Source organism: Pararobbsia alpina (assembly GCF_965118125.1).
In the GTDB taxonomy this organism is placed as follows: Bacteria; Pseudomonadota; Gammaproteobacteria; order Burkholderiales; family Burkholderiaceae; genus Pararobbsia; species Pararobbsia alpina_A.
The window spans coordinates 743,886-767,385 of sequence record NZ_OZ221288.1 but is presented as its reverse complement, the minus strand read 5'-3'; the positions used below and the strand labels follow the sequence as shown (position 1 = coordinate 767,385).

The 23,500-nt window shown below is 60.6% G+C and carries 23 protein-coding genes; 16 read left to right on the top strand and 7 right to left on the bottom strand.

The annotated features are described in order from the left end of the window. Window positions 1-109: 109 nt before the first annotated feature. Window positions 110-1,369, top strand: coding sequence for a hypothetical protein (locus tag ACMFWR_RS21785; protein WP_413196768.1), 1,260 nt, complete (start codon window positions 110-112; stop codon window positions 1,367-1,369). A gap of 39 nt (window positions 1,370-1,408) precedes the next feature. Continuing rightward, complete coding sequence (locus ACMFWR_RS21780) at window positions 1,409-2,092, top strand: ATP-binding cassette domain-containing protein (RefSeq protein WP_413196767.1); 684 nt, start codon at window positions 1,409-1,411, stop codon at window positions 2,090-2,092. 80 nt (window positions 2,093-2,172) lie between these two features. Here the strand turns inward: ACMFWR_RS21780 and ACMFWR_RS21775 are convergent, their stop codons facing one another. Both ACMFWR_RS21775 and ACMFWR_RS21770 read right to left on the bottom strand, forming a co-directional pair. Beyond that, the gene (locus tag ACMFWR_RS21775; RefSeq protein ID WP_413196766.1) at window positions 2,173-2,490 is read right to left on the bottom strand and encodes a high-potential iron-sulfur protein; all 318 of its coding nucleotides are present in this window, start codon (window positions 2,488-2,490) and stop codon (window positions 2,173-2,175) included. A 73-nt stretch (window positions 2,491-2,563) separates the two neighbouring features. Continuing rightward, on the bottom strand, window positions 2,564-3,535 hold the full coding sequence (locus ACMFWR_RS21770; RefSeq protein WP_413196765.1) for a LysR family transcriptional regulator: 972 nt from the start codon (window positions 3,533-3,535) through the stop codon (window positions 2,564-2,566). 208 nt (window positions 3,536-3,743) lie between these two features. On the opposite strand from ACMFWR_RS21770, the gene ACMFWR_RS21765 reads away from it, so the two are divergent. The 6 genes from ACMFWR_RS21765 to ACMFWR_RS21740 all read left to right on the top strand — a co-directional run bounded on the left by ACMFWR_RS21765 (window position 3,744) and on the right by ACMFWR_RS21740 (window position 8,947). Beyond that, window positions 3,744-4,925: an MFS transporter gene (locus ACMFWR_RS21765; RefSeq protein ID WP_413196764.1), complete on the top strand. Its 1,182-nt coding sequence runs from the start codon at window positions 3,744-3,746 to the stop codon at window positions 4,923-4,925. 131 nt (window positions 4,926-5,056) lie between these two features. Beyond that, window positions 5,057-5,704, top strand: a complete 648-nt coding sequence (locus ACMFWR_RS21760) for a DUF2946 domain-containing protein (RefSeq protein WP_413196763.1) — start codon at window positions 5,057-5,059, stop codon at window positions 5,702-5,704. Between the two features lie 114 nt (window positions 5,705-5,818). After that, a complete protein-coding gene (locus tag ACMFWR_RS21755; RefSeq protein WP_413196762.1) occupies window positions 5,819-6,721 on the top strand; it encodes a hypothetical protein in 903 nt (300 codons plus the stop codon). Window positions 6,722-6,730: 9 nt separating this feature from the next. Continuing rightward, window positions 6,731-7,120, top strand: a complete 390-nt coding sequence (locus ACMFWR_RS21750; RefSeq protein ID WP_413196761.1) for a copper resistance protein CopC — start codon at window positions 6,731-6,733, stop codon at window positions 7,118-7,120. 5 nt (window positions 7,121-7,125) lie between these two features. Continuing rightward, a complete protein-coding gene (locus ACMFWR_RS21745) occupies window positions 7,126-8,007 on the top strand; it encodes a CopD family protein (RefSeq protein ID WP_413196760.1) in 882 nt (293 codons plus the stop codon). A 340-nt stretch (window positions 8,008-8,347) separates the two neighbouring features. Continuing rightward, window positions 8,348-8,947: an H-NS family nucleoid-associated regulatory protein gene (locus tag ACMFWR_RS21740; RefSeq protein ID WP_413196759.1), complete on the top strand. Its 600-nt coding sequence runs from the start codon at window positions 8,348-8,350 to the stop codon at window positions 8,945-8,947. A gap of 238 nt (window positions 8,948-9,185) precedes the next feature. Here the strand turns inward: ACMFWR_RS21740 and arsC are convergent, their stop codons facing one another. Next, window positions 9,186-9,536 carry an arsenate reductase (glutaredoxin) gene (gene arsC, locus ACMFWR_RS21735; RefSeq protein ID WP_413196758.1) on the bottom strand — a complete coding sequence of 117 codons (351 nt, stop codon included), beginning with the start codon at window positions 9,534-9,536 and terminating at the stop codon, window positions 9,186-9,188. Window positions 9,537-9,668: 132 nt separating this feature from the next. Here arsC and ACMFWR_RS21730 point away from each other — a divergent pair, with 132 nt between their 5' ends. Next, window positions 9,669-9,854, top strand: coding sequence for a DUF2934 domain-containing protein (locus tag ACMFWR_RS21730; RefSeq protein ID WP_413196757.1), 186 nt, complete (start codon window positions 9,669-9,671; stop codon window positions 9,852-9,854). 22 nt (window positions 9,855-9,876) lie between these two features. Here ACMFWR_RS21730 and ACMFWR_RS21725 read toward each other — a convergent pair whose 3' ends face one another. Continuing rightward, window positions 9,877-10,251: a hypothetical protein gene (locus ACMFWR_RS21725; RefSeq protein ID WP_413196756.1), complete on the bottom strand. Its 375-nt coding sequence runs from the start codon at window positions 10,249-10,251 to the stop codon at window positions 9,877-9,879. A gap of 234 nt (window positions 10,252-10,485) precedes the next feature. On the opposite strand from ACMFWR_RS21725, the gene ACMFWR_RS21720 reads away from it, so the two are divergent. The 4 genes from ACMFWR_RS21720 to ACMFWR_RS21705 all read left to right on the top strand — a co-directional run bounded on the left by ACMFWR_RS21720 (window position 10,486) and on the right by ACMFWR_RS21705 (window position 14,653). Continuing rightward, entirely contained in the window at window positions 10,486-11,241 is a 756-nt protein-coding gene (locus tag ACMFWR_RS21720) for a class II aldolase/adducin family protein (RefSeq protein WP_413196755.1), read from the top strand. 124 nt (window positions 11,242-11,365) lie between these two features. Then, window positions 11,366-11,839 carry a GNAT family N-acetyltransferase gene (locus ACMFWR_RS21715; protein ID WP_413196754.1) on the top strand — a complete coding sequence of 158 codons (474 nt, stop codon included), beginning with the start codon at window positions 11,366-11,368 and terminating at the stop codon, window positions 11,837-11,839. 444 nt (window positions 11,840-12,283) lie between these two features. Next, the gene (locus ACMFWR_RS21710) at window positions 12,284-13,387 is read left to right on the top strand and encodes a helix-turn-helix domain-containing protein (RefSeq protein WP_413196753.1); all 1,104 of its coding nucleotides are present in this window, start codon (window positions 12,284-12,286) and stop codon (window positions 13,385-13,387) included. Window positions 13,388-13,612: 225 nt separating this feature from the next. After that, complete coding sequence (locus ACMFWR_RS21705) at window positions 13,613-14,653, top strand: CAP domain-containing protein (RefSeq protein ID WP_413196752.1); 1,041 nt, start codon at window positions 13,613-13,615, stop codon at window positions 14,651-14,653. A 17-nt stretch (window positions 14,654-14,670) separates the two neighbouring features. On the opposite strand, the gene ACMFWR_RS21700 is transcribed toward ACMFWR_RS21705, so the two are convergent. Then, complete coding sequence (locus tag ACMFWR_RS21700; RefSeq protein ID WP_413196751.1) at window positions 14,671-15,591, bottom strand: class I SAM-dependent methyltransferase; 921 nt, start codon at window positions 15,589-15,591, stop codon at window positions 14,671-14,673. A 373-nt stretch (window positions 15,592-15,964) separates the two neighbouring features. On the opposite strand from ACMFWR_RS21700, the gene ACMFWR_RS21695 reads away from it, so the two are divergent. Continuing rightward, window positions 15,965-18,262 carry a putative bifunctional diguanylate cyclase/phosphodiesterase gene (locus tag ACMFWR_RS21695; RefSeq protein ID WP_413196750.1) on the top strand — a complete coding sequence of 766 codons (2,298 nt, stop codon included), beginning with the start codon at window positions 15,965-15,967 and terminating at the stop codon, window positions 18,260-18,262. Between the two features lie 126 nt (window positions 18,263-18,388). Here ACMFWR_RS21695 and ACMFWR_RS21690 read toward each other — a convergent pair whose 3' ends face one another. Beyond that, window positions 18,389-19,009, bottom strand: a complete 621-nt coding sequence (locus ACMFWR_RS21690) for a TetR-like C-terminal domain-containing protein (protein ID WP_413196749.1) — start codon at window positions 19,007-19,009, stop codon at window positions 18,389-18,391. A gap of 632 nt (window positions 19,010-19,641) precedes the next feature. Between ACMFWR_RS21690 and ACMFWR_RS21685 the strand changes: the two genes are divergently transcribed. Further along, entirely contained in the window at window positions 19,642-19,938 is a 297-nt protein-coding gene (locus ACMFWR_RS21685) for a putative quinol monooxygenase (RefSeq protein WP_413196748.1), read from the top strand. A 41-nt stretch (window positions 19,939-19,979) separates the two neighbouring features. Here the strand turns inward: ACMFWR_RS21685 and ACMFWR_RS21680 are convergent, their stop codons facing one another. Beyond that, window positions 19,980-21,731: a thiamine pyrophosphate-binding protein gene (locus ACMFWR_RS21680; protein ID WP_413196747.1), complete on the bottom strand. Its 1,752-nt coding sequence runs from the start codon at window positions 21,729-21,731 to the stop codon at window positions 19,980-19,982. Between the two features lie 531 nt (window positions 21,732-22,262). Here ACMFWR_RS21680 and ACMFWR_RS21675 point away from each other — a divergent pair. Continuing rightward, window positions 22,263-23,492, top strand: coding sequence for an EAL and HDOD domain-containing protein (locus ACMFWR_RS21675; RefSeq protein WP_413196746.1), 1,230 nt, complete (start codon window positions 22,263-22,265; stop codon window positions 23,490-23,492). Window positions 23,493-23,500 lie beyond the last annotated feature (8 nt).

Sequence of the window (23,500 nt, the reverse complement as noted above, 5' to 3'; positions counted from 1 at the left end):
GATTCCATGGCTTGAACGACCACATCGGCTTAAGTTACTAAGCTGGCGACGGCGGCGTTTCCGGGTTTTTGCGGCTGGGCAGACCGCTCAATGACAACGTGATCGATCAATGCGGATTTTGAAGGTCGGAGAGACTGCGGGGCGCGGTAGGCCTGTAGCGGCATTGCTTCTGGCGGCACGTCTGCGCTGGTATGGCGTCGAAACGGGACGGCGCATTTTCCGGTATTGGAAAGCCATTTTTCTCGCGGTCGCACTGCTCTCTCCGCTGGCGATGCCCATCGTCGAGCAATCGCGACTGATCGGCACGCCGGTTGGTGTGTTGTTCGACCCCGAGCACAGTTTCTTTTGGCGCTTTGCTTGGATGGCATGGCTCGAGGTCTGTGCGGTCGCGTGGGTGCACGTCCAGCACGACGCGATTTCGGGCGGCGCATTTGCGAAATATATGCACGCACTGCCGCTCGCTCCGAGTTTGATGCGGCGCGTTGACTTGGCGGTTTTGCTCATTGCCGATACACCGCTCTTTGCCCCGATCTTTGCAACGGCGATCACATTGGGAGCGGAGTCGCAGCCGTTCATTCACGGTGGCGTGTTGTGCGGCCTGGTGCTGGCCGTATGTGCGGTTCAAGTGGCGGTACTCGATCGCGATGCGAGATGGCTTGCCGCAGTCGGCGCATCGGATGCGCTGCTTGCCATCGGGGCGGTCGGGCATGGCGTCGGCGCGGTCGGTGCGATCGGAGTGTCGCTGATCATCCTGGGTGTCGCGTTGGCCTCATTGATGCCGACACAACGATCGGGGGCCTGGATCTGGCCGCATCAGGTCACTACGGCGCACGTATTGAGGCGGCTGCTGCCCTCCGTGCCGCCACTGGTCAAGATCAGTGCTCATGTCATGACCGATACGTGTCGCACCGCCAATATGACGCGCGCTTTATTGCTGCTTGGGCTCGTCGCCGGAAGTGTTGCGCTGATGAGTCTCTGGGGTTTCGATCAGCGCTCGGTGCCTCTGGCGTTGATCGCAGACGCATTCATGGCGATGATTGTCGCGAGCGCGTATCGCGATCTGTATCGGGAACATGCACGTGCCGCGCAATATAGTGCAGCACTTCCCATTGGGCGCTACGCGCAAGCGCGTGCTGATGTGTTGGTCGTGATCGCGTTATGCCTGCCCTTTGCGTTCGTGCTCTCAAGTGCTATCGCAATGCATCGTTCATGGGACGAGGGCGCGCGGTGCCTGTCGAGCGTGATCGGACTGATCGCGCTGATCGCCGCGATGCGGGTGCCGTCCGTCAAAGCGCCTGAACACGCGCTCGTACTCAATACGTTGCTCGCGGGTGTGTGGGTTGCGAGCGTTTGGCGCGTGGCGATTTAACAAGTCATACCCCATTCAACGAGTGCAAGGAGGCAGGACGTGCTGCGGTTCGAGCGACTTGAAAAGCGTTACGGAAGCAAGACCGTGCTCGACGGCGTCGGCCACGTGTTTGGCACGGGCTGCCATGCACTGCGAGGCCCTAACGGAAGCGGAAAATCGACGCTGCTAAAAGCCCTCGCAGGTGTCGAGCGTATCGATGGCGGAGAGGTCTGGATCGGAAATCATTCGTTGATCGACTCGCCTGTCGATGCGAAACGGCGTCTTTCGTTTGTTCCCGATACGTGTCCCGTCTACCCGTTCATGACGGGCTATGCACTGCTCGAGTTTGTCGCTTCGGCCAAAAAAACATCGATCGAACCGAACACGCTCGACTTCGCCGCGCAGTTGGGTCTCTCGAACTATCTCGATAGCCGGATCGAGCAGATGTCGCTAGGCACGCAGAAAAAGACCATGCTGGTTGCTGCATCGATCGGGTCACCGGCAGTGTTGATTGCCGACGAACCGAGCAACGGCATCGACGACACCGCGCGCAAGGTGATCGCTGCATTCTTCGTCGAGACAGCACGTTCGGCGACGGTATTGTTTTCGACCCATGACATCGCATTCGCAGAACTCTGCGGTGCGACCCCCATCGGCATGCCCGTCGAAACCGACCCGACTCAAATGGTCACGGACATGAAGCACCTGCACGTCGTGGCGGCGAATGGGCGCAGTTCTGGTTAATAACGCGCGAACGAAGCCGTGAGCGTAAAGATTTTCGGGTGACCGTGATCACCATCTCCCGCTGCGGGCGTCGATCGATTCTAGAAGTTGCTATACGACGCGCACCAGCCGTGTGCGGCGACGACTTTGGTGCCGAATAGCGTGCATCCGCCGTAGGCGTCACCTTCTTTGCCCTGATACAGCGAGCAGTTGCTGCATTCCTGGCCCGCTGCGTAATTGGAGTATTTGGCCTTGTCGACTTTGCTGGCGACTTCGACGTAGCCCAGTTTTGCAGCGTCGGCGTCGGATTCGTTGACCTTTTGTGGGTCCGCTTGAGCGACGCGCGAGAAAGACAGTGCGGCAAGCGACGCGCAAGCGCTTGCGCTAAGCATCATGAAGCTGCGGCGTGAAGCCTTCATGGTCGGGCTCCGTGTGGGGACGGGTAGTGGGTGATCAAGCTTAGCGGCGGATACGGTTTGATTCAACGCGTGCTCAACCATATCGGGCCGGATGCCTTTTTCGCGGCGTCGTTGCCTTGACGATCTCGCCGAGCCACTCGTCGGTAGCCTGCTCGAAACGTTGAATCAGGAAATCGAGTAACGCCCGCACACGCGGTGCAAGATATTGATTGCCATGAAACACCGCATGCACCCCCGCGTCGTCAACACCGCATGCCGGCAGCAAGACCTTGAGCGACCCCGCGCGAACATCAGCGGCGATGTCCCAGATCGACTTATGCGCGACGCCATGACCGGCGAGCACCCAGGCGCGCGCCAGTGCACCATCGTTGGTTTCCCACGCATGATCGATCGGCACGGTGTGCGTGTACGTACCGTTGTCGGTCACGAACGTATAGGTGTTTTGCGGCCCGGCGGCATTGACCATCACGACAAACCGGTGATCGGCCAGCTCCGTTACATGGTGTGGCTCACCGTATCGTTCGAGATACGCTGGCGACGCACACAGCACGCGCCGATTGGGCGCAAGGCGGCGCGCAACCATCGAGCTATCGCGAGGCACGCCGAAGCGTATTGCCAGATCGATTTCGTCTTCGAGCAAATTCGCGAGCGAATCCGACAGCGTCAGCGCGAACGACACTTCGCGGTGTTGCGCGCTGAATTCGTCGAGCCACGTGCACAGTAGATTGCGGCCGAAATCGGAGGTCGCTGAAATGCGCACCTTGCCGCGAATCACGTTTTGCCCTTCCTGAAGGGCTGCCTCCGCATCGTCGATCGCCTGCAGCGCGATACGGCAGTGCTGCAAATACAACCGACCCTCATCGGTCAGCCGCAGCTTGCGGGTCGTGCGTTCGAATAACCGCGCATGCAGTGCAGCTTCCAGTTTGAGCAAGCGCGCGCTGGCGGCGGCGGGCGACAGCCCCACCTTGCGTCCCGCGGCGGACAAGCTTCCCAGCGTTGCGGCGTCGACGAACAGGCGCATATCCCCAAGACGGTCGGTAGCCATATCGAATCCGGTTTCGCGCAGCTTGATTGGCGCGGAGTGTTTGCGTGAATATTTGCGCCGATTATTCGCGCAGATTTGAGAGTGATTCAAATACTACGCCAATTATCAAATCCAGGCCCAGCAGTCAGAATTCGTCCAACTTGAATGAAAGAGGTCCGTCAGGCAGGTGCGACGGACCGCCACTCTCACGAATTCGAAGGAGCCTCAAATGCCTATTCCCTTGATTGCGCTGGCGCTCAGCGCGTTTGCGATCGGTACGACGGAGTTTGTGATCATGGGCATGCTGCCCGACGTCGCTCGCGACCTGGCTGTGTCGATTCCGTCCGCAGGTCTGCTTGTATCGGGTTATGCGCTTGGCGTTGCGATCGGCGCGCCTTTGCTGGCTGTGCTGACGAACAAGCTCTCACGCAAGACTGCGCTTCTGCTGCTGATGGTCGTCTTTATCATCGGCAACATCCTGTGCGCGATCGCGCCGGACTACAGCCTGCTGATGGCTGCACGTGTGGTCGCCTCGTTTGCGCACGGCTCGTTCTTCGGTATCGGCGCAGTGGTGGCCGCATCGCTCGTGCCAGCCGAGAAGCGCGCGAGTGCCATTGCGCTGATGTTCACGGGCCTGACGCTCGCGAACGTGATCGGCGTGCCCCTCGGCACGGCGATTGGTCAGGCATACGGCTGGCGTGCCGCGTTCTGGGCAGTGGCAGGTATTGGCGTCGTGTCGCTTGCAGGCATCGCCGCGTTGCTGCCGAATCATCACGATACGGCGCCTGCAGGGCTTGGGCATGAAGTGCGTGTGCTGCGCGATCCGCGCGTGTTGATCGCGCTGGCGATGACCGTGCTCGGCTTTGGCGGTGTGTTCGTGGTCTTTACGTATATCGCGCCGATTCTCGAACAGGTCAGTGGTCTGAGCCCGCATGGCGTGACGCTTGTGCTCGTACTGTTCGGCGTAGGTCTGACGCTCGGCAATACGATTGGCGGCAAGCTTGCCGACCGGGCCCTGATGCCGTCGCTGATGGGTATTCTCGTCGCGCTCGCCGTGATCATGGGCATCTTCACCAAGACGAGCCACCATACGATTCCGGCCATCATCACCGTGTTTGTCTGGGGTGTTGCGGCATTCGCCACGGTGCCTCCGCTGCAAATGCGTGTCGTCGAAACGGCCCGTCAGGCTCCGAATCTCGCCTCGACGCTCAATATCGGCGCATTCAACCTCGGTAACGCAGGGGGTGCATGGCTCGGCGGCGCAGTGCTCGCCCATGGACATGCACTCGACACGCTGCCCTGGGCCGCTGCTGCCGTTGCGATCGTAGCGCTTGTGGTGACGTGGTTCGCCAACCGGATGGATAGCGAACGCCAACCGAAGAACACGGCTCGCAAGATGGCGGGTGCATGACTAACGCTTCGGGGTCCGGCTTTATTCCCGATCCCGAGCACATTGAGCGAGTTGTTTGAGTCGCCGCTCGCGGACGTGCGTGGCATAATCGCGACCAGTTCAACGGTCTGTCACGCACGTGCGCAACGCGCATGTGCCAAGCGTGTCTCATACACGCATTCGCTCTACGCGTTCACTGCTTCATGCGAAGCCGAATATTCCAGAAGATCGGTGTCGTACTCGGGATGATTGCGATCCTGATGGCGACACTCGCGCCGACGGTTTCGCAAGCACTCGTTGCTCATCGCAGTCATCTCCCGCCCGGACACATTCATTGCACCATGGCTCGTGGATCCCGGATGGGAGCGATGCCGGGGATGGCATCGAACGAAGATGCCGGGGCCATGACGATGCATCGGCCGGATGCTTCCGGCGCAATGATGGCGGATGGGGCGGACATGTCGAGTATGTCCGATATGTCCGGCATGTCAGGCATGCCGGACGCGTCCGATGCCGGCGGCATGATGATGGATCCCGCACACGCCATGTTGATGCATGCCGGCATGGCGAGCGATATGCATGACGCGGGCCACGGCGGCATTCATCACATGATGTCCCATGGCGATGCGTGCGGTTATTGCAGCCTGCTCGCCCATATGCCTGTGGTGCCTGTTGTCCAGATGCCGTTCGCGGTCACGGTCTGGGCGATCCAGCATCGCGTGGCCACGCGCTTCGAGCGCGTGCGTCGCGCCGAGCCGCTGACCTTTGCGCAGGCTCGCGCGCCTCCCGTCCAGTCCTGATTTCCGTCTTTAGCGAAGGCGCTGCCTTGCACCTTGCGTGCGGCAGCGCTGTGCGCGCACGTCGCGTCTGGCGACGTCGCGCCGACTCTTCCCGGATCGATTCAAGGATTGGACATGGACCTTATTGCACAACGCGGCGACGCGTCGTTTCGCGCTGCGCCGTGGCTTGCGGCAGGCTTGCTCGCCGCCACGCTTTTACCCTTGCGCGCACACGCGCATGCGATCGCCGGCGACCGTATTTTCCCTGCGACGATGGGAATCGACGATCCCGGCGTCAGCGACGAATTCAACCTGCAGTTCGGACATCAGCGCGTGCCAGGTGATAACGGCGATCAGAGCCTTAATACGTGGGACTTCGAGTGGGACAAGCTGATTACGCCGAATTTCGCGTTGTCGTTCGGTGGCACCTACGTGATGCAGAACAACCCGACTGCGCACGGCTTTGACAACTTCGACATTGGTGCGAAGTACCAGGTCTACGTCAACGAAGCGCACGAATTCATGGCATCGGTCGGTGTCGATGCCGAACTCGGTGGAACGGGCAGTCGCGCGATTGCCGACAATTTCTCGACGATTTCGCCATCCGTCGTCGTCGGCAAGGGCATGGGTGACCTCCCGGACTCGATGGCTTACCTCCGACCGATTGCCGTGACGGCGCAAGTCGGGCCTTCGTTGACGACCGGCAGCGGTCAGCCCAATTCGTTTGACTACGGCTTCACGGTGCAATACAGCTTGCCGTATCTGCAGCAACATGTGCACGACCTTGGACTACCTGAGCCATTGGCGAATCTGATTCCGATCGTCGAAGTTCCGCTCTCAAGAAGCCAGGGTCAGACGACGGGCACCGTCAATCCCGGCTTTATATGGATGAACCGATACGGTCAGCTTGGCGTCGAAGCGCTGATCCCGATCAATCGCGCGAGCGGTTCGCATACGGGCATCCTGTTGCAAGCCCATATTTTCTTTGACGACGTTGCGCCGACCACGATCGGCAAGCCGTTGTTTGCTTCGAAGTAGGAGAGGGTCATGAAATATGTTTCACACAGCGTGCGGCGTGCCGCACGCGTATCGATGATGGCGATGGCAGTCGGCGCTGCCATCGCATGCGCAACGCCTGCCTTTGCACATGTGTTTCCCAAGCATCAGGAGCCCGGTGCCGGCATGTCTGTCGCCGAGCCCAAGGAAGTGCGCATTCAGTTTGACGGTCCGCTGGAGCCCGCGTTCTCGACATTGACGGTGACGGATGCCGGTGGAAAAGATGTGGAGTCAGCAAAGGCCGCGGTCGATCCGGCGCACACCGATACGATCAGCGTGGCACTGCCTTCGTTGCAGGCAGGCAAATACACGGTGCATTGGGCGGCGGTGGCAGCGGATGGCCATCGTACGCATGGCGATTACACTTTTGAGGTCAAGTAGTGCTCGTGGAAATCGACCCGCTGGTTATCGCGCAGATGACACTCGGCGCCATCGCAGACATCGCGTTTGCGATGGCGCTGGGTGCGACACTGTTGGGCTTTGGTGGACAACGACGGGCCTTGACGATCCGAGTTTCACTTGTCGTCTGGCTCGTGGTGCAGGCCGCTTATATCGTCCTTCAGGCAAGCCTGATGTCGGGCACGCCGGTTGGGTCCGCGTGGTCGAGCGTTGCGCTTGTCGTTCGCGCCTCGCATTTTGGCTTGATGTGGAGTGTCGGCATCGGGACGGGAGTGGTTGCGCTGCTGCTTGCGTGCGTCGTCGAACGTGAGCAGGCATCGGGTATCGCTGGCCGGGTACTGATGATCGTCGCGTTTGTGATCATGGCCTTTGCGCATGCGGGCTCGACGCACGCGGCGGATGCAGGCGATTTCTCCGTGCCCGAATGCGTGCATGCCGTGCACTTGTGGATGACGGCTGCGTGGGCGGGCGTCGTGCTCAGCGCGGCGTGGCCGCTTAAAGCGATGTTCAGGCCGTGGTCCAGCGAAACATTGCGCTATTTACGGCGTTTGTCGTTGCTTGCCATGTTGACCTTTGCCATTGCGATTGCAACGGGTATATCCAATGCATGGCGCGGGCTGGGGGGCTCGCTCGCGCCACTCACCACAAGTCTTTGGGGCGAACTCCTGCTTGCGAAGCTCGTGGCGGTCGGCATTGTGGTGATCCTCGGCGCGATCAACCGGCTTGCGCACCTCGCGCATCGCAATGCAATCGACCGGCCCACATTGCAGGTCTTTATGCGCTTGCTATCGTGCGAAGCCGTATTGATGATCGTCGTGCTGGCGGCCGCATCCGTGCTTGGGCACAGCATGCCGGCAGCGGTCGGCTAAGTGGAATCGGCCGGCGTCTCACGTACCGGCTCAGTGTTGAGCCGGTGACGTGCGACCCGCATGCAGGCTGAAAGGTTGGCGTACATAGACGACGTCGTCCAATTCGATCGTATCGGTTTGATCACATCGCATTGATTGATTGATTGATCCTTTGAAACAAGCCTTTTTATTACCGTATCTGACTGCTAAGCGCTTCGTCGAATTGACGCTTTCCTAAGACTTATTCGGAAAATCTTTCGTTTAACGAATGAGCGAATTTGAGTGCATTTTCGCGCAGTGAGGGTTCCTCTTTAACTCCGGGCGTGGCATAGTGCGACCAGCCCACGAAGAGGAGTCTCTGATGCCAACCCTAGAACAAATTCAACTCAAAATCGCAAAGCTTCAGGCTCAGGCAGAGGCCATTGCCGCAAAGAAGGCTTCGGTGGTCTTGAATCAAATTGCGACGTTGATGCGCAAGCACAACCTGACGACGACGCAGATCGAATCGCATCTTGCGACACGCAAGCCGCGTGGACGTCCGGCCAAGGGATCCCTGAGTGTCGCCGCGTCGGACGCGCCTAAAAAACGCGGACGTCCTGCGAAGTCGGCAGGGGCATCGCCCAAGCAGAGCATTTTGCCGCCGAAGTATCGGCATCCCGAGACGGGCCAGACGTGGAGTGGTCATGCGCGTCCGCCGGCATGGATCAAGGACGTTGCAGACCGTTCGGTCTATCTGATTGCAGGTGCAAGCACCTCCGCAGGCAAGTCGGCTGGCAAGAAGAGCACCGCGGGTAAGACTGCTGCTCGCAAGGCGGGTCGAAAGGTGAGCGTCAAACGCGCGGCGGGTCCGCGTGCGGCACGCAAGAGCGCATCGAGCACGGTCGCTGGCAAGACGGTATCGCGCAAGCCGCGCGGTGCTGCGGCCAGGAAGAGCGCGGCGGCGGTCGAAGCCAGCGCGTAATCCGCTTTAAGCGCATGTGTCTGGTTCGCGCAGCCAAAGACCGACGACGCGAGCGCTTAAGGTCGGCTTAGCGAGGTGCTTGAGGTAGCGTGAGATAGCTTTAGCTCGCTGTTCGGGCAACACAGGCCGGTCGATGAACGTTAGCCGTGCTCGCCTAAGTCGCATGACGTAAAAACATTAAGGCTGACATCGATACGATGTCAGCCTTAATGTTTTGTGCGCTCGGAAGTGGCGCCAATCACTCCAATATCTCGAGCACGCGCTCCTTGGGCCGGCAAAGTCTCACCCCTTTGTCGGTCTCCACAAAAGGCCGATTGATCAGAATCGGATGCGCAAGCATGGCGTCGATCAGCTTGGCGTCGCTGAGCGATGCATTGTCGAGACCGAGTTCGGCGTATATCGCTTCCTTGTCTCGCAGTGCGTCGCGGACGGTAAGTCCGGCTTGCGCAATCATCTTCTTGAGATGTTCGCGTGAAGGCGGGTTCTTTAGATACTCGACGATGGTCGGTTCGATTCCCGCCTCGCGAATCATCTCAAGTGTATTGCGCGAAGTCCCGCAACGCGGGTTGTGATAGATGGTGGCGTGCATGTCAGGCTCGGTGTCTGTGCGTGAGCGGTCGAGGCGGCGATTCTTGAGCATGCACGAGGCGCTCGTCAAGCCTGTACTGAACGGCACGCATATTGCGGGTAGAGTGCTCGCAAGACCGACAGGGGCCGCGACATGACGATTGAGACGCTGGAAATCCGGATCCGCGAACGTGCCTACAAGCTCTGGGAGCAAGACGGGCGACCGGAGGGTATGGCCGACGAATATTGGGCGCGGGCACGCCATCTGATCGAGGCCGAGGACCGCGAGCACGGTGGCGGCGATCTGTCGGTGCCGCTCTATACGAAGAGCGACCATTAACGCGACGTATTGGTCGCTCAGGCTAAGCGCGTTTCTTGAGCTTGCCGCGGTGAAACAGATTGCCCGGGTGGAGCAGGAAGCCCGCAATTCTCCGGGGCCGATTCAGGCGCGACAGCACGCGGACCTTCGGCGCCGCACGGGCACGGTCATCCTGTGAAATCGCATCGACGCACCACCGCCCGCGCGTCTCCCTGCGCATGACCCATTTGACCCCGTGGCACCGGATCACAAGGACGTCGTCCCCTTCATATTCGAGCACGGCCGCATGCGATCCATCTCGCACCATCAGCCCGGGCCGATATTTGAATTCGCTGACAAGGGCCTTGCAAACATTGCAGTAAGGCCGTCCCCCATCTTCCGGGATCACGCCCGGAAACTCTGTGCGTTTTTGCTTCATGCCCTATCCGAGTCAAAATCGCTGCTCGTTCCTTTTTGCCCGTCTATACGGTTGGCGTCAAGTGTGACTTGCCCTGCAGCAAGAAGCAGGCCCATTGTTCAGGTCGCATGCTGCAGGCCGTTCTGCCGACTCGGTGCTGTGACCTAGGACAAACCCTCGAAGAGCGCCCCAAAAGCACGAAGGCGCTTCATGCTATAGCGCACGCACGTTCACTTTTAAGGAGCCGCGGCGTTCATGGACATCCCTTCGCTCAAACACGTCGTCAGCCAGGAAGAGTGGCAACTTCGCTGCGATCTCGCGGCGTGCTACCGGCTGGTCGCCCTTTATGGCTGGTCCGATCTCGTGTTCACGCATATAAGTGCGCGCGTGCCCGGGCCGGGCCACCGGTTTCTGATCAATCCCTACGGCATGTTGTTCGACGAGATCACGGCATCGTCGTTGATCATGATCGATCAGGAAGGGAATGCGCTGACGCAAAGCCCATTCACGGTGAATCGCGCGGGGTTTGTGATTCATAGCGCCGTGCACGCGGTGCGTGAAGACGCGGGATGCGTGCTGCACACGCATACGCGCGCCGGCGTAGCGGTCAGCGCGCAACGCGCGGGCGTGTTGCCGATTTCCCAGCAATCCACTTTCGTGCTGGCTTCGCTCGGGTATCACGACTACGAAGGGGTCGCGCTACGCGACGAAGAGAAGCCCCGGTTGCAGGCCGATCTCGGCAATGCCCATTTCCTGATGCTGCGCAATCACGGCCTGCTGACGGTCGGGCGTACGATCGCCGATGCGTTCCTTAACATGTACCTCTTCGAGACGACGTGCCAGATCCAGCTCGCGGCGCAAGCGTCGAGCGACCTGACTTACGTCGATCCGTCGATCCTCGACGGCATGGCGCAAGTCAGCAAGGTGCAAACGAGCGGGCAGGGCGGCTTGTTCGTCTGGCCCGCGTTGATCCGCAAGCTCGATCGCGTCGATCCGAGCTACAAGACCTGAGCGGGTCGATGTACGGTGGGTTCGGTTGGGGCCGCGTTGGCTGATATATTGCTTACGTTGGCGGCAAAGTGTGCGTTCATCCGATACGATTGCGTATTTGCATCACTGCATCGCAAACACCGCCATGAACCACACTGAGCTCACCATTTCGACGAACCACCTCGCGATGGATCTCGACATGATCCACGCGTTTTTGACGGAGCACACCGCCTGGGCTCGCGGCATTTCGCGCGAAACGGTCGCACAATCGCTCGAAGGTTCCCTGTGCTTCGGCGGATTTGTCGGTGCGAAACAAGTGGCCTTTGCGCGGCTCGTGACGGACTACGCGACATTCGGGTACTTGTGTGACGTGTTCGTATTGGAGCCTTTTCGTGGTCAAGGCTATGCAAAGGCGCTGATGCGTGCGGTGTTCGAATCGCCGATGACGCGAAAGCTGCGGCGCATCGTGCTCGTCACCACCGACGCACACGCGGTGTACGGCCCATTTGGCTTCGCACCGGTGTCGCATCCCGAGCGCTATATGGAGCTGCATCGGCCGGACATCTACACGTCGCGCGATGACAAGGAAAACCCGCGCATGAATGAATCTTCTGTCTGAGGATTTCATTCACACGTGCATTTGAACGCAAAGATGCTACGCTGCTTGTACCGAGCCGTTGAGCCACTCATGCATCTGCAATGCATTTGCGATCCAGCGGCAATGCATCGCTCGATACGGTCATCCGCCAGATCAGAAAAATCCGGACTGCAGATCGACGACTTGATTTGCACCGCGCTGGAATAAATGCACGCGAAAGACAGTTAATAGAGAACGGTCAGCTGTAAACGGCGAGCTGCAAACGGTGAGCTGCTAGCAGTGAGCGGCGAACGGTAAATAGAGAACAGTCAATAAAGAACAGAGTGCGCCTCAATGCGAAGGCGTGCCGTATGCCCGGTAAAAGCCGATGGACAACGCCATCGGGGCAGCACGGAATGACAGACGCTCCCAGCCCGGCGGGACGTCTGAACGTGGATCGGTTAGTGTTGCTCAAGGGAGCCCCCGATGCCTATCCCCCTGCCTGTCGTGCCGGACTGTTCCGAGGACAGTCGCGCGACGAATGCTGGATGGTCTGAACCGTTTATCGAGGTCCGGCGTGACTGGCCGGAACGCTCGACCTCAGACATGCAGCCGCTGGCGCCGCAAGCGCCGGCAAATGGGTCATTGATCGCCGACGAAGTCGCGTGGCGCCGCTTGCCGCGTCTTGTCGACAATGTCGTCGATTCCGCATTTGCACCGATGCGCTTCTCGCGGTGGCGCGATCCGTGTGAGTCCGGCGGTGAATATCGAAGCGTGACCGAGCCTTCGGTCTATACGGTCGGTGTCGCGTTGCAACCCACGGATGCGGCGATCGTCGTCGATGGCCGTCGCATTAACGAGTCTGCCGTGCGTGTCGGCTCGATTCTCGCGAGCGGGCCTGGGCAGCGATGGCACGCCGAATTCAGGCGGCGCTCCGATTTCCTCCATATTCATTTCGCTCCTGAATTGCTTGCCGATTGCATGGTGCGTTCGACCGGGCGGCGCGTGGATATTCACGAGTTGTTCGCGTATCCGCTGTTGCTGGTCGATAACGTGGTGCTCGATCTCGCGCGTGCGCTGGTTGCAACGGCGCAGACAAGCCCTGGCTTCGCCGACGTCGGTGCGAATGGACTCGGCACGGCCATCGCGGCCCGCGTGCTCGAACTCCTGCACGATGCGCCGCAGTTATCGCGCGTGCTCTCGCAGGGCTCGCGTCAAAGCGCAAGCGGAGCCATGCTTGCACCCTGGCGCATGCGCAAGGTGCTTGCTTTCATCGACGCGAACCTCGGGCGACCGCTGTCGCTGCAAATGGTCGCGGATGCAAGTGGCCTGAGCAAAATGCATTTCGCCGCGCTTTTCAGGTCGTCGACCGGCCTAAGCCCGTCGGAATTCGTCGCTCAGCGGCGCATCGAAAAGGCACAGGAAGTGTTGTTATGCACGCCCATTCCCGTTGTGGAGATTGCGTTGAGTCTGGGTTTTCAGACTCAGGCGCATTTTTCAACGGTCTTTAAGCGGCTGATTGGCGAAGCACCTTCCGAATGGCGCAGGCGCCATGCGAGCCTCGAATCGCCACACGAAGGCGAGGGCTGAGCTGCGGCGACGCTATTCAAGCCATAATCCGTTCCGCACTTGCCTTACTCGGGGGCGGGTCGAATGTACGGCTCGGATGCCGGCCAGGAAGTGCCAAAACATTGTCAAGCATTCCTTAGGCGGCGCCGCTGTGCGCCCGCCGAATCTGCTACTATCCGCTCGGCCCTGAATCACCCGCGCACGCTGGCCACTTCGCGCATCGTTTCACACAGGTATTGAATAACCATGGAAGGGCCAGCTACGAGGCTCGCCGGCAGCCTTGTCGCTGCTGCGTTCCTGTTGGGTGCGTGTGCGTCCGGCGCACCGACCACGCCCGCGTCCGCGGACGTTTCGACATACTTCGGACCACCGATCGTTCTCAAGTCGACCGTTGCATCCCAGGCCACGGCGTCTGTGTTGGCTCCGGGAGTCGTGCACGCCGACGTCATTGAAACCGACGTTGCGCTTGCATTCTTCAATGCCAAGCGCGCTGAAGTCGGCCTGCCGCCGGTCGCGTTCGACGCGAATATCGCGCGAGCGGCATCGGCGCATGCGCACTACCTGACGCTCAACGACGCGTCGGGCCATGATGAAATCGAAGGGCACCCGGGTTTTTCAGGCATCGACGCGACCGCACGCGTACGACGTCACACCGACGCGTACGGGGCGAGCGAAGTGCTTTCCGTGTTGAGCAATCACGGGTCGGCGCAAGACGCGCTCGATCAGATCTTTGCGTCGCCCTACCATCGTGGTGCGATTTTCTTCGACTGGGTACGCGCCGGCGGTGCCCGGGAATCCACCAACCGTTCGATCACCGTGGTGGATTTCGCGGACATCGGCCATGCCCTGGCTGACAACGAGCTTGTTGCCTATCCCTACGACGGCCAGCGCGATGTGCCCGCGGCATGGACGGACAACGAAGTACCCGATCCGCTCGGGCCGGGTTCCGCCTATCGAGGCCAGGACGTCGGCTATCCGATCACGCTGTCCGGTGGCGCGAGCGCGCATATCGAACTCCGTACACTCGAATTGCGCGACGCAAACGGTCACAAGGTGCCTTGCCATATCGCGGCATTGACCGAAGCCGATCGCGGTCGCAATACGGCAGTCTGCACGCCGTATCAGCCGCTTGCTGCCGGCACGCGTTATTCCGTTCACGCGACGGGTACGCTGTCGCAGATCTCGAAGTTCTCGAATGCGTCTTTCGTATTTGACTGGCAATTCGCGACGCGTCGTGCCAACACGCCGATGCGTGTAGCAGGCGACGGCCAACCGTCAGCGCAGTAGGGCGGAGACACGCGAGCCTATTGCGGTTTGACGAACCGCAGTGTCATTCGATCCGATTCCCCGATGGCCAGCATGCGTGCGCGGTCCTGATCGCCGCCTTTAAGCGTCGGCGGCAACGACCAGACGCCGTTCGGATAGTCCTTGGTATCGCGCGGATTGCTGTTGACATTGCTTTCCGCATCGAACTTGAAGCCCGCCGCGAGCGCGTGCGCAATCACATAGCTTTCCGGCACATAGCCCGTCTTGATGACCTGTTCGGTCGTGATGTTCGGGTTTGCCCGATGTTCCTCGACACCGAGCACGCCGCCGGGTTTGAGCGCCGTGTAGAACGCGCGCAGATTCGCGTCGAACTGGCCGTCCTTGATCCAGTTATGGATATTGCGGAAGGTCAGCACCATGTCCGCACTGTTGGGCGGCACCCCGGTCATCTTTCCTGCGCGCAAGGTGCCGACCGTCACATGCTCGAATGTGGCGGGATTGTCAGTCAGCTTCTTGTGGAAGCGCTGTTCGTCCTGAACGAATTCAGCCGCAAGCGCGGGGTCGCGGCTTTCGTACAGCTCAGCATAGAGCTTGCCGTGATCGTGCAGATAGGGCGCCAGGATCTCGGTGTACCAACCGCCACCCGGCGCAATTTCAACGATCGTCGCATTGGGCTTGACGCCGAAAAAATCGAGCGTCTCGCGCGGATGACGATAGACGTCGCGCGTGCGAAACGTTTCAGTGCGTTGCGGTCCGTTGATGGCTGCGTCGAGCGCTTCGTCGGGCGTGGCGTCGGACGCAATGGTTTGCGCGCAGGCGGTATGTGGAGCAAGCGCGATGAATGCGCTGCTCGCCGCGAGGGCAAATACAAGTGTTGAACTCAGTGTCGCAAGGTATCGGCGCGCGGTGCTACGCGCAGTGGCAAGCGTCACGTCGGGCTGCCCGCATTGAGCGATCATTGCCGTGACGCCAGGGTGGGGAGTGGGCGTTGCAGTGTGCATCGGATGACGGGCCGCGCGTTGGAAACGTGCATTGTGCCGAACTTTACCGAAATCCGTTGGGCGATCAAATTGCCTCATTCACCGTCCTGATCCACTGTCCTGATCCAACATCCGAACCGGACCCGTTCAACGGTGTTTGTCCCCGTGCGCCAGTGAGTGAAGGCAGATTTTTTTTGGCGTACTTCGCAATCAGAGATAGCGCCGAAATGAAGGAAAAGCTAAAACTACGGTTACAGCCCATTCCCGGTTGCAAGCCGAAGGCGTCGCTAGCGTAAACCCTGATTCAGAGTGCGACCGGGTGTGCCGAAGTCGAGGTACGGAGTAAGCAGACATGAATTGCCCGCCGACGACAGTGTTGACGACGGACACGCGTCCGACCGAAGTTGACCCCGCGCGCTATCGCTCGATGCGCGCGGAGGCGGTGCTTGCCTCGGAACAAAGCGTGCTGCGCCTGATTACGCGCAACACGCCGCTGCCGGAGCTTCTTTCGGAAGTCTGCCGGCGCGCGGAGGCGTTGCTCGGAGACGGCACGGCCTGCACGATCCTGCTCGTCGACGACGACGGCAAGCACGTGCGCGTGGGTGCAGCCCCGTCGCTACCGGTCGAATACAGCGACGCGATCGACGGCGTTGCAATCGGACCGAAGGTGGGTTCGTGCGGCACGGCGATCTTCACGCGCCACCTTGTCGTCGTCGACGACATCGAGACCGATCCGCTCTGGGAAGACTACCGACATCTCGCGTTGCCGATCGGCCTGCGTGCGTGCTGGTCGATACCGTTCGACGGCGATGGACTCGCCGTGATCGGCGCGTTCGCGGTGTATCACCGGACGCGTCGACGCCCGACCGCCGAAGAAGAAACAATGCTGCGCGATATCGGCCATAGCGTCGGTCTCGCCGTGCATCAGGACCGCATCGCACGGCGCCTCGAGCAGAGCGAGGAACGTCATCGCGTCGTCATCGAACATTTGCACGAGGGCATCGTCGTGCAAACGCACGATGGCGTCGTCATGGCCTGCAACCCGAGTGCGCAGCGCATGCTTCGCGCCAAGGATGATCTGGTCGGCCGCAATATCGACACCGTGATGCGCCGCGCCTTTCACGAGAACGGTGATGCGATCGGCGAACAGGAGCGGCCGACACAACGTGCGATCCGCACGGGCAAGCCTTTGCTTGGCCTCACGCTCGGACTTGAGCTGATCGATGGCGATGTCATCTGGATTACCGAGAACGTCGTGCCGATCATCAAGCCCGGCGAAACGCAGGCGAGTTCGGTGCTGGTGTCGTTCAACGATATCGGCCCGGTGCGAGAGGCACAGCAGCAATTGCGTTATCTGGCGACGCGCGATTCGCTGACAGGTCTCTATAACCGTGCGTTCCTCTCCGACAAGATGACCGCAATGCTCGCCGATGGCCGCGGGCAGGACGCGCCCGCGGAAGTCGCGGTGCTGTTTGTCGATCTCGACGGCTTCAAGAAGGTCAACGATACGGCCGGGCACGAGGCCGGCGACGCCTTGCTGCGCAGCGTCGCGCATCGTCTGCTTCAATGTGTGCGCGAAAGCGATACGCTTGCGCGCGTCGGCGGCGACGAGTTCGTGATCGCAGTCAGCGACTTCGGTGAGGTCGGCAATTTAGCCGTGCTTGCGCAACACGTGCTCGACACCATTGCCGTGCCGTTCGCGGTCGCGGGCAATGAATATTATCTGGGCGTCTCGATCGGCATCAGCCTGAGCCCCTCGGATGGCGTGGATGCAAACGGGCTGATCCGCAATGCGGATGCAGCGATGTATCACGCCAAGCAGCTCGGGCGAAACAACTTCCAGTTCTTCACGTCCGAGCTCAACGAACATCTGCAGCGGCGTTTTCTGGTGGAGCAGGGCCTGCGCAAGGCGCTCGCCGCCGGCGAATTGAGCCTGGTGTATCAACCGGTCGTCGACAGCCACCGGCGGCATACGGTCGGTGCTGAAGCCTTGCTGCGCTGGCATAACGACGAGCTCGGCGAAGTGTCGCCCGTCGAATTCATTCCCGTCGCCGAAGATACCGGGCTGATCGTTGCGATCGGCCATTGGGTGCTCGAGCGCGCGTGTCTGCAAGCGGCCGAATGGCGGCGCACCGTCGCGCCGGGGCTCGTGATGGCGGTCAACCTGTCACCGCGTCAATTCAACGAGGGGCTCGTCGAGCGCGTGGAGTATTGTCTGCTGCGCTCCGGGCTCGAACCGCATGCACTCGAACTCGAAATCACGGAAGGCTTGCTGATGGGCGACAGCGAAACGCTGCTGCCGATGCTGACCGCACTCACCGATATGGGCGTACGGATTTCGGTCGACGACTTCGGCACGGGCTATTCGTCGCTGTCGTATCTCAAGCGCTTCCCGTTGCACAACCTCAAGGTCGACCGATCGTTTGTGGCGGGATTGCCCGATCACCATGATTCGGTGGCGATCACGCAAGCGGTGGTCGCCATGGCGCATTCGCTGGGCATGAACGTGACGGCGGAAGGGGTCGAGACGCCGGCGCAAGCGGCGTTTCTACGCTCGATCGGCTGCGACAAGCAGCAAGGTTATCTGTTCAGCCGGCCTGTAGGCCCGTTGGCCTACGAGGCGTCGTTGCTGCGCATCGCGGAGTCGTGACCCGAGCGGTGCTGAAGGTTTGAATCCAGAAGGCTTGCGCCTTGAAGTCTTGAACCTCGAAGGCCCCAAAGGGCCTTAAAGGCTTTAACCTCAAAAGCGTGCAATTCGACGCGTGAAAAGTCGCGCTCAGAGCGTGCGGCGCAGGCGATACAGGTAGCTGTCGAACAGCCGCTGCATCGTCGACAACGCTTCATTGTCGCGCACACCCCAGCCCGGGAAATGGCCGTCGACATGCATGCGCGCGAGGCCGTAAATAAACGAGCGCGTCGACACCAGGGTGTCTTCGACGGAGATGCAATAGATGTCGCCGTCAGCCGCGGCTGCGGCAATCAGGCGGCGCAGCTCCGCGCGAATATGCCGATAGCCTTCGGCGAGACCTGACGCATTGAGGTCGACCAGCGCGGGCGTCGACATCACCTGGAATTGAACGGGATTGTCGTGCGCCCACCGCAAGAACGCGTGACCCATCGCGCGCCATTGCGCGAGCGCGGTGGCGTTTTGCGCGTCGAGAATCGCAGCCTGAAGCGACGTCACGAGACCGGAGATGGCCTCCTTGGCGACGGCGGTCAGGAGCTCGAGCCGCTGTGCGATCGAGGGAGTGTCGCCCAGCGCGTCTACATCGCTCTGGCGGGCATTCGCCGGCACGGCCATCGGTCCGATACCGTCTCGCCGGACAAAATCAATGGCTGCCTGAAGCACGTCGGATTGACGTGCGACGGTGTCGTGCGGAAATTCGGCTACGGACAAGGCCTGGACTCCTGTCAGAGGAGAATGACGCGTTGACGGCTTGAAGCGCCAATCTGAAGCAGATCTATTAAACAGCGACGCGCGAAAGAGTGCTGCGCAGCTTACAAAATCGCCGCGTGTAATTCAATATCTCGCCAATAATATTTTTTCTTGTATAGACAGGTGCTTGATGACGATTGTTTACACGCCATTACGTGAATATTTCCTGATCGCGCGTGAATATGGTGCGGCTAAATAAGTTGATTTAAATCAAGTTGTTTTTACCGAAACCCTATTGAAACGCTGGGCCGCTAAGGGTCGGCCCGTCCGCGTTGTTGTGCACAAAAATTAATCAAAAATGCACATGAATTTCCGGCGCGGTGCATTCAATTCATTGAAAAAAGGGAGTCTGGTGCCAATCGCGGGAGGGTCAATAGGTAAACTCATCTAATTAATTTCCCAGTACTTGACGAATCAATGTTCTTCAATATTTTCGACTGGAATTGGCGATAAAGGCGTAAGTAAAACGTTTGCTTGGCAAAATGTGCTGTTTCGACGCAATTCAAGCGTTGGTTTAAAAGACACGATCGCGACCTCAGCACGGTTTGATCCGCTCCGGTATCGTTAGCGTTTTTTTCGTCAAGGAGACGTCAATGTCCCAGGTAGCGGTTGTCGCGATCAACACGGCCAAACCCGGCAAGGAAGCCGAACTCGAAGCGGCGCTTCGCGCTTTGATCGCCCCGACGCGCAGTGATCGCGGTTTTATCACCTACGATTTGCACCGCGATATTCAGGACCCGCGGACATTCGTGTTTATCGAACTCTGGGCGAGCCTCGAAGATCTTCAGGTGCACGGCAAGGCCGCGCATATCGAAGCGTTTCGCGCCAAGAGCGGCGAGCTCGTCGAATCGTCCTCGCTGCGCATTCTGAGCAAGGTCGCCGACCAGTAACTCGCCGACTCGTCCCGCGTTGTTTTTGCTTCGCTGCCGCGTCAGCGGCCGGTTTCGTCGAGCCGTGCGACGGGCGTAATCTGCAGCGGATCCGTGATCAACTCGATCACGGCCGCCACCCCCGACTGCTGTGCGCGCTCGAAGGCGCCCGCGAAATCCTCGGTTCGCCCGACCCGCTCGGCATATGCGCCGAATGCCTTCGCGAAGGCCACAAAGTCGGGGTTCACCATGTCGGTGCCCGAGACGCGTCTCGGATATTCGCGCTCCTGATGCATGCGGATCGTGCCGTACATGCCGTTGTTGACGACCAGCACGATCGGCTTGGCGCCGTATTGCATTGCAGTCGCCAGTTCTTGCGGATACATCATGAAGCAGCCATCGCCGGCAAAACACACGACGGTGCGGTTCGGATATTTGAGGCTGGCCGCGATGGCGGCGGGAAACCCATAGCCCATGGCGCCGCTTGTCGGCGCGAGTTCCGTGGCCGGCCGCCGGTAGCGATAGAAGCGATGCAGCCAGACCGTGTAGTTGCCGGCGCCGTTCGAGAGCATCGCATCGGGCGGCAGCACCTTGCGCAGATGCGTGACGACTTGCGCAAGATCGACGCCCGTGGCCTGCCGCGCACGCGGTGAGGGCGTCGAATGCTGCAGATACGCGTGACGCGCCGCAGCCCGCCACTCGCTCCAGACCGGCTTTTCGATCGGCTCGAGTTTCGCGACCGCAAGGGCCATCGGCGCCACGCCCGAGTTGATCGCTAACGTGGCCTGGTACACGCGTCCGAGCTCGTCGGGATCGGCGTGGATATGGATCAGCGTCTGAGCGGGAACGGGACTCGTAATCAGGCTGTAGCTGCCCGACGGCACTTCGCCGAGGCGACCGCCCAACGCAATCAGCAAATCGGCGGAGCGGACCGTTTCGGCGAGCGCCGGAGAAATGCCGAGGCCGACCTGGCCGACGTAGCGTTCGTCGTCGTTGTTGAACAAGTCTTGCCGGCGAAACGATGCGGCGACGGGCAGATCGAAATGCCGTGCGAAGGTGTCGAGCGCGCGGCAGGCCGGCGCATCCCATCCCGATCCGCCGACGATGACGAGCGGTCGCTGAGCGGCCGCGAGCATGGTGCGGAGTGTATCGAGGTCGGTCGCGGAGGGCGACGCGACAGTACGGACCGCGGGCTTCGCGTCGGCGACCACGCCGCGCGCGAACAGCACATCTTCCGGCAAGGCGACGACAACAGGACCGGGCCGGCCCGATACTGCGATCGACCACGCGCGTGCAATCACTTCGGGGATGCGTGCGAAATCATCGATCTCGGTGACCCACTTCGCGAGTCCGCCGAACATCTGCCGGTAGTCGACTTCCTGAAAGGCCTCGCGCCCGAGAAAGCCTGTTTCGACCTGACCGATCAACAGAATCATCGGTGTCGAATCCTGCCGTGCCGTGTGCACGCCAACGCTCGCATGGGTGGCGCCCGGACCGCGCGTGACGACGCAGATACCCGGGCGACCCGTCAGCTTGCCGTAGGCCTCGGCCATATTCGACGCCGCACCTTCATGACGGGTCACGATGGTCTGAACGCCGGCTTCGTCGTGGAGCGCATCGAGCACGGGCAGAAAGCTTTCGCCGGGTACGCAATAGACGGTGTCGACGCCGTTCTGGACGAGCGCGTCGACGAGCACGCGGCCGCCGTGACGCTCAGTCGCATCGCGCTTCACGTCTTGCGGCGGCGGGGCCGTTTGAGGTTCGGCTACCGGGGATAGCGGTTCGACATGTTCTGCAGGGTTTGCACCAGTCATCGCTGAGGGTTCCTCGCTTGTGGGTCGGATACGAGCGATTCTACCTGCCGTCCCGGACTTCAATGGCATGTGTCCTTGCACGCACCCGTGCGACACGCTCAGCGCACCGGCATGCAGAGAATATTTCTCCCGTTTCGCCCGTATCGCACGAACGTCGTCATCGAAGTGAGGACTGCTATAAAGAAGCGTACAGGCGTGCCGATACCATGTTTCAAGAGGGCGTATTGCGTGCATGGGACCGTGCGCGTTACGCTCTTCAGCACTGCGACGCGTTGTGTCGCATGCGGCTTACCGGGACATCACATGTCGCACCAGGCCGTATTCGACACAACGCGCGCGGAACGTCCATGAAACGAGCGGGAGGCGTGTGACAAGCCTGGCAGCCTGCAGAAGTCGCAAGCGGTCATCAGGGTTCGCCCTAGTCCACGCGTTGGAGTCGATAGAGATGCATTCGGTCCTCATGTTGGCGGAGCCCGACGTCGCGCAGGCGTCGGTAGTGGAAGAGCGGCCGGCACCGCCAAGTCGTCGCTGGTGTATCTGGGGCGTCAGCCCATTCTTGAGCGCAATCGCGCACTTCACGGCTACGAATTGCTGTTCCGGTCCGATGCGCAGAATCATGCATCGATACGCGATCACTTCGAAGCCACCGCCTATGTCGTCGCGCGCACCTTCGGCGAGTTCGGCCTGACCGAAGCCATCGGGCAGCACACGGGTTATCTGAATTTCTCACGCGATCTGCTGTTCAGCGACATCGTGCATCTGATCCCGCCCGAGCGCTTTGTCATCGAGATACTCGAAGACACGGTATTCGACAGCGAGCTGATCGCACGCTGCGCGGAGCTTCGCAAGGCGGGTTTTCGCTTTGCGATGGACGACGTGCTCACGTGGTCGCCCGAGCTGGTCGAGGCGGTACCGCATATCGACATCATCAAGGTCGATTTCCTGCACTGCAATCGCGACCGGCTGTCGAAGATCGCAGCGCTATGCAAGCGCGAGCGCAAGGTCATGCTTGCCGAGAAGATCGAGACGCATGCGGACTTCGAGCTTGCGAAAGCGCATGGGTTCGATTTGTTCCAGGGCTATTTCTTCGCGCGGCCTCAGGTGCTGCGTTCGCGCAGTACGGGTCCCGCGCAGCGATGCCTGCTCAAGCTTCTGATTGCACTGTCGGGCGAGGCGGATATTCCGGCGCTCGAGAGCGCGCTCAAGCAAAGCCCGCAACTGATGGTGCGCATCCTTCGGTTTGCGAATGCGAGCGTCAGTGCGGCGGGACGCCGGATCGGCTCGCTGCGCGAGGCGATTCTGGCAGTCGGCACGCGCAAGATCGCGCGCTGGGTGCAGCTGCTGATTTATGCCGATGGTCAGTCGCTATCGCCCGAAAGCGATCCGCTCGTGCAGCTGGTCGGCACGCGCGCACGACTCATGGAACTGATGGCGCAGGCGCACAACGCAGGCCTGCAGGCCTACGGTGCGGGCACTGTGGATAGCGATGCCGCGTATATGGCCGGCGTGCTGTCGTTGACGCCGGTCATCCTTGATATTCCGACGCATACGCTGTCGGACGAGCTGCAACTCGCCGAGCCGCTGCGTGATGCGCTGGTTTCGCAAACCGGCACGCTCGGCGAAATGCTCAAGATCGCGTGCGCGTTTGAACGGGGTGAAAGCGCTGAGGTCGACGCCGCGTGCGCGGCCATCGGCACGCTCACGCCCGAGCTCGTCGCGGCACTGGGCATGCGCGCGACGGCCTGGACGCAGGAGATGTAATACGTCGG

Excerpts from the sequence above, each read along its gene's own strand:
- ACMFWR_RS21700 (WP_413196751.1), bottom strand. The coding sequence starts at position 15,591 with ATGATCGCTCAATGCGGGCAGCCCGACGTGACGCTTGCCACTGCGCGT.
- ACMFWR_RS21785 (WP_413196768.1), top strand. The coding sequence starts at position 110 with ATGCGGATTTTGAAGGTCGGAGAGACTGCGGGGCGCGGTAGGCCTGTA.
- ACMFWR_RS21685 (WP_413196748.1), top strand. The coding sequence starts at position 19,642 with ATGTCCCAGGTAGCGGTTGTCGCGATCAACACGGCCAAACCCGGCAAG.
- ACMFWR_RS21680 (WP_413196747.1), bottom strand. The coding sequence starts at position 21,731 with ATGACTGGTGCAAACCCTGCAGAACATGTCGAACCGCTATCCCCGGTA.
- ACMFWR_RS21770 (WP_413196765.1), bottom strand. The coding sequence starts at position 3,535 with ATGGCTACCGACCGTCTTGGGGATATGCGCCTGTTCGTCGACGCCGCA.
- ACMFWR_RS21705 (WP_413196752.1), top strand. The coding sequence starts at position 13,613 with ATGGAAGGGCCAGCTACGAGGCTCGCCGGCAGCCTTGTCGCTGCTGCG.
- ACMFWR_RS21715 (WP_413196754.1), top strand. The coding sequence starts at position 11,366 with ATGAACCACACTGAGCTCACCATTTCGACGAACCACCTCGCGATGGAT.
- ACMFWR_RS21760 (WP_413196763.1), top strand. The coding sequence starts at position 5,057 with ATGTGCCAAGCGTGTCTCATACACGCATTCGCTCTACGCGTTCACTGC.
- ACMFWR_RS21730 (WP_413196757.1), top strand. The coding sequence starts at position 9,669 with ATGACGATTGAGACGCTGGAAATCCGGATCCGCGAACGTGCCTACAAG.
- ACMFWR_RS21750 (WP_413196761.1), top strand. The coding sequence starts at position 6,731 with ATGAAATATGTTTCACACAGCGTGCGGCGTGCCGCACGCGTATCGATG.
- ACMFWR_RS21740 (WP_413196759.1), top strand. The coding sequence starts at position 8,348 with ATGCCAACCCTAGAACAAATTCAACTCAAAATCGCAAAGCTTCAGGCT.
- ACMFWR_RS21725 (WP_413196756.1), bottom strand. The coding sequence starts at position 10,251 with ATGAAGCAAAAACGCACAGAGTTTCCGGGCGTGATCCCGGAAGATGGG.
- ACMFWR_RS21710 (WP_413196753.1), top strand. The coding sequence starts at position 12,284 with ATGCCTATCCCCCTGCCTGTCGTGCCGGACTGTTCCGAGGACAGTCGC.
- ACMFWR_RS21720 (WP_413196755.1), top strand. The coding sequence starts at position 10,486 with ATGGACATCCCTTCGCTCAAACACGTCGTCAGCCAGGAAGAGTGGCAA.
- ACMFWR_RS21695 (WP_413196750.1), top strand. The coding sequence starts at position 15,965 with ATGAATTGCCCGCCGACGACAGTGTTGACGACGGACACGCGTCCGACC.
- ACMFWR_RS21755 (WP_413196762.1), top strand. The coding sequence starts at position 5,819 with ATGGACCTTATTGCACAACGCGGCGACGCGTCGTTTCGCGCTGCGCCG.
- arsC (WP_413196758.1), bottom strand. The coding sequence starts at position 9,536 with ATGCACGCCACCATCTATCACAACCCGCGTTGCGGGACTTCGCGCAAT.
- ACMFWR_RS21765 (WP_413196764.1), top strand. The coding sequence starts at position 3,744 with ATGCCTATTCCCTTGATTGCGCTGGCGCTCAGCGCGTTTGCGATCGGT.
- ACMFWR_RS21775 (WP_413196766.1), bottom strand. The coding sequence starts at position 2,490 with ATGAAGGCTTCACGCCGCAGCTTCATGATGCTTAGCGCAAGCGCTTGC.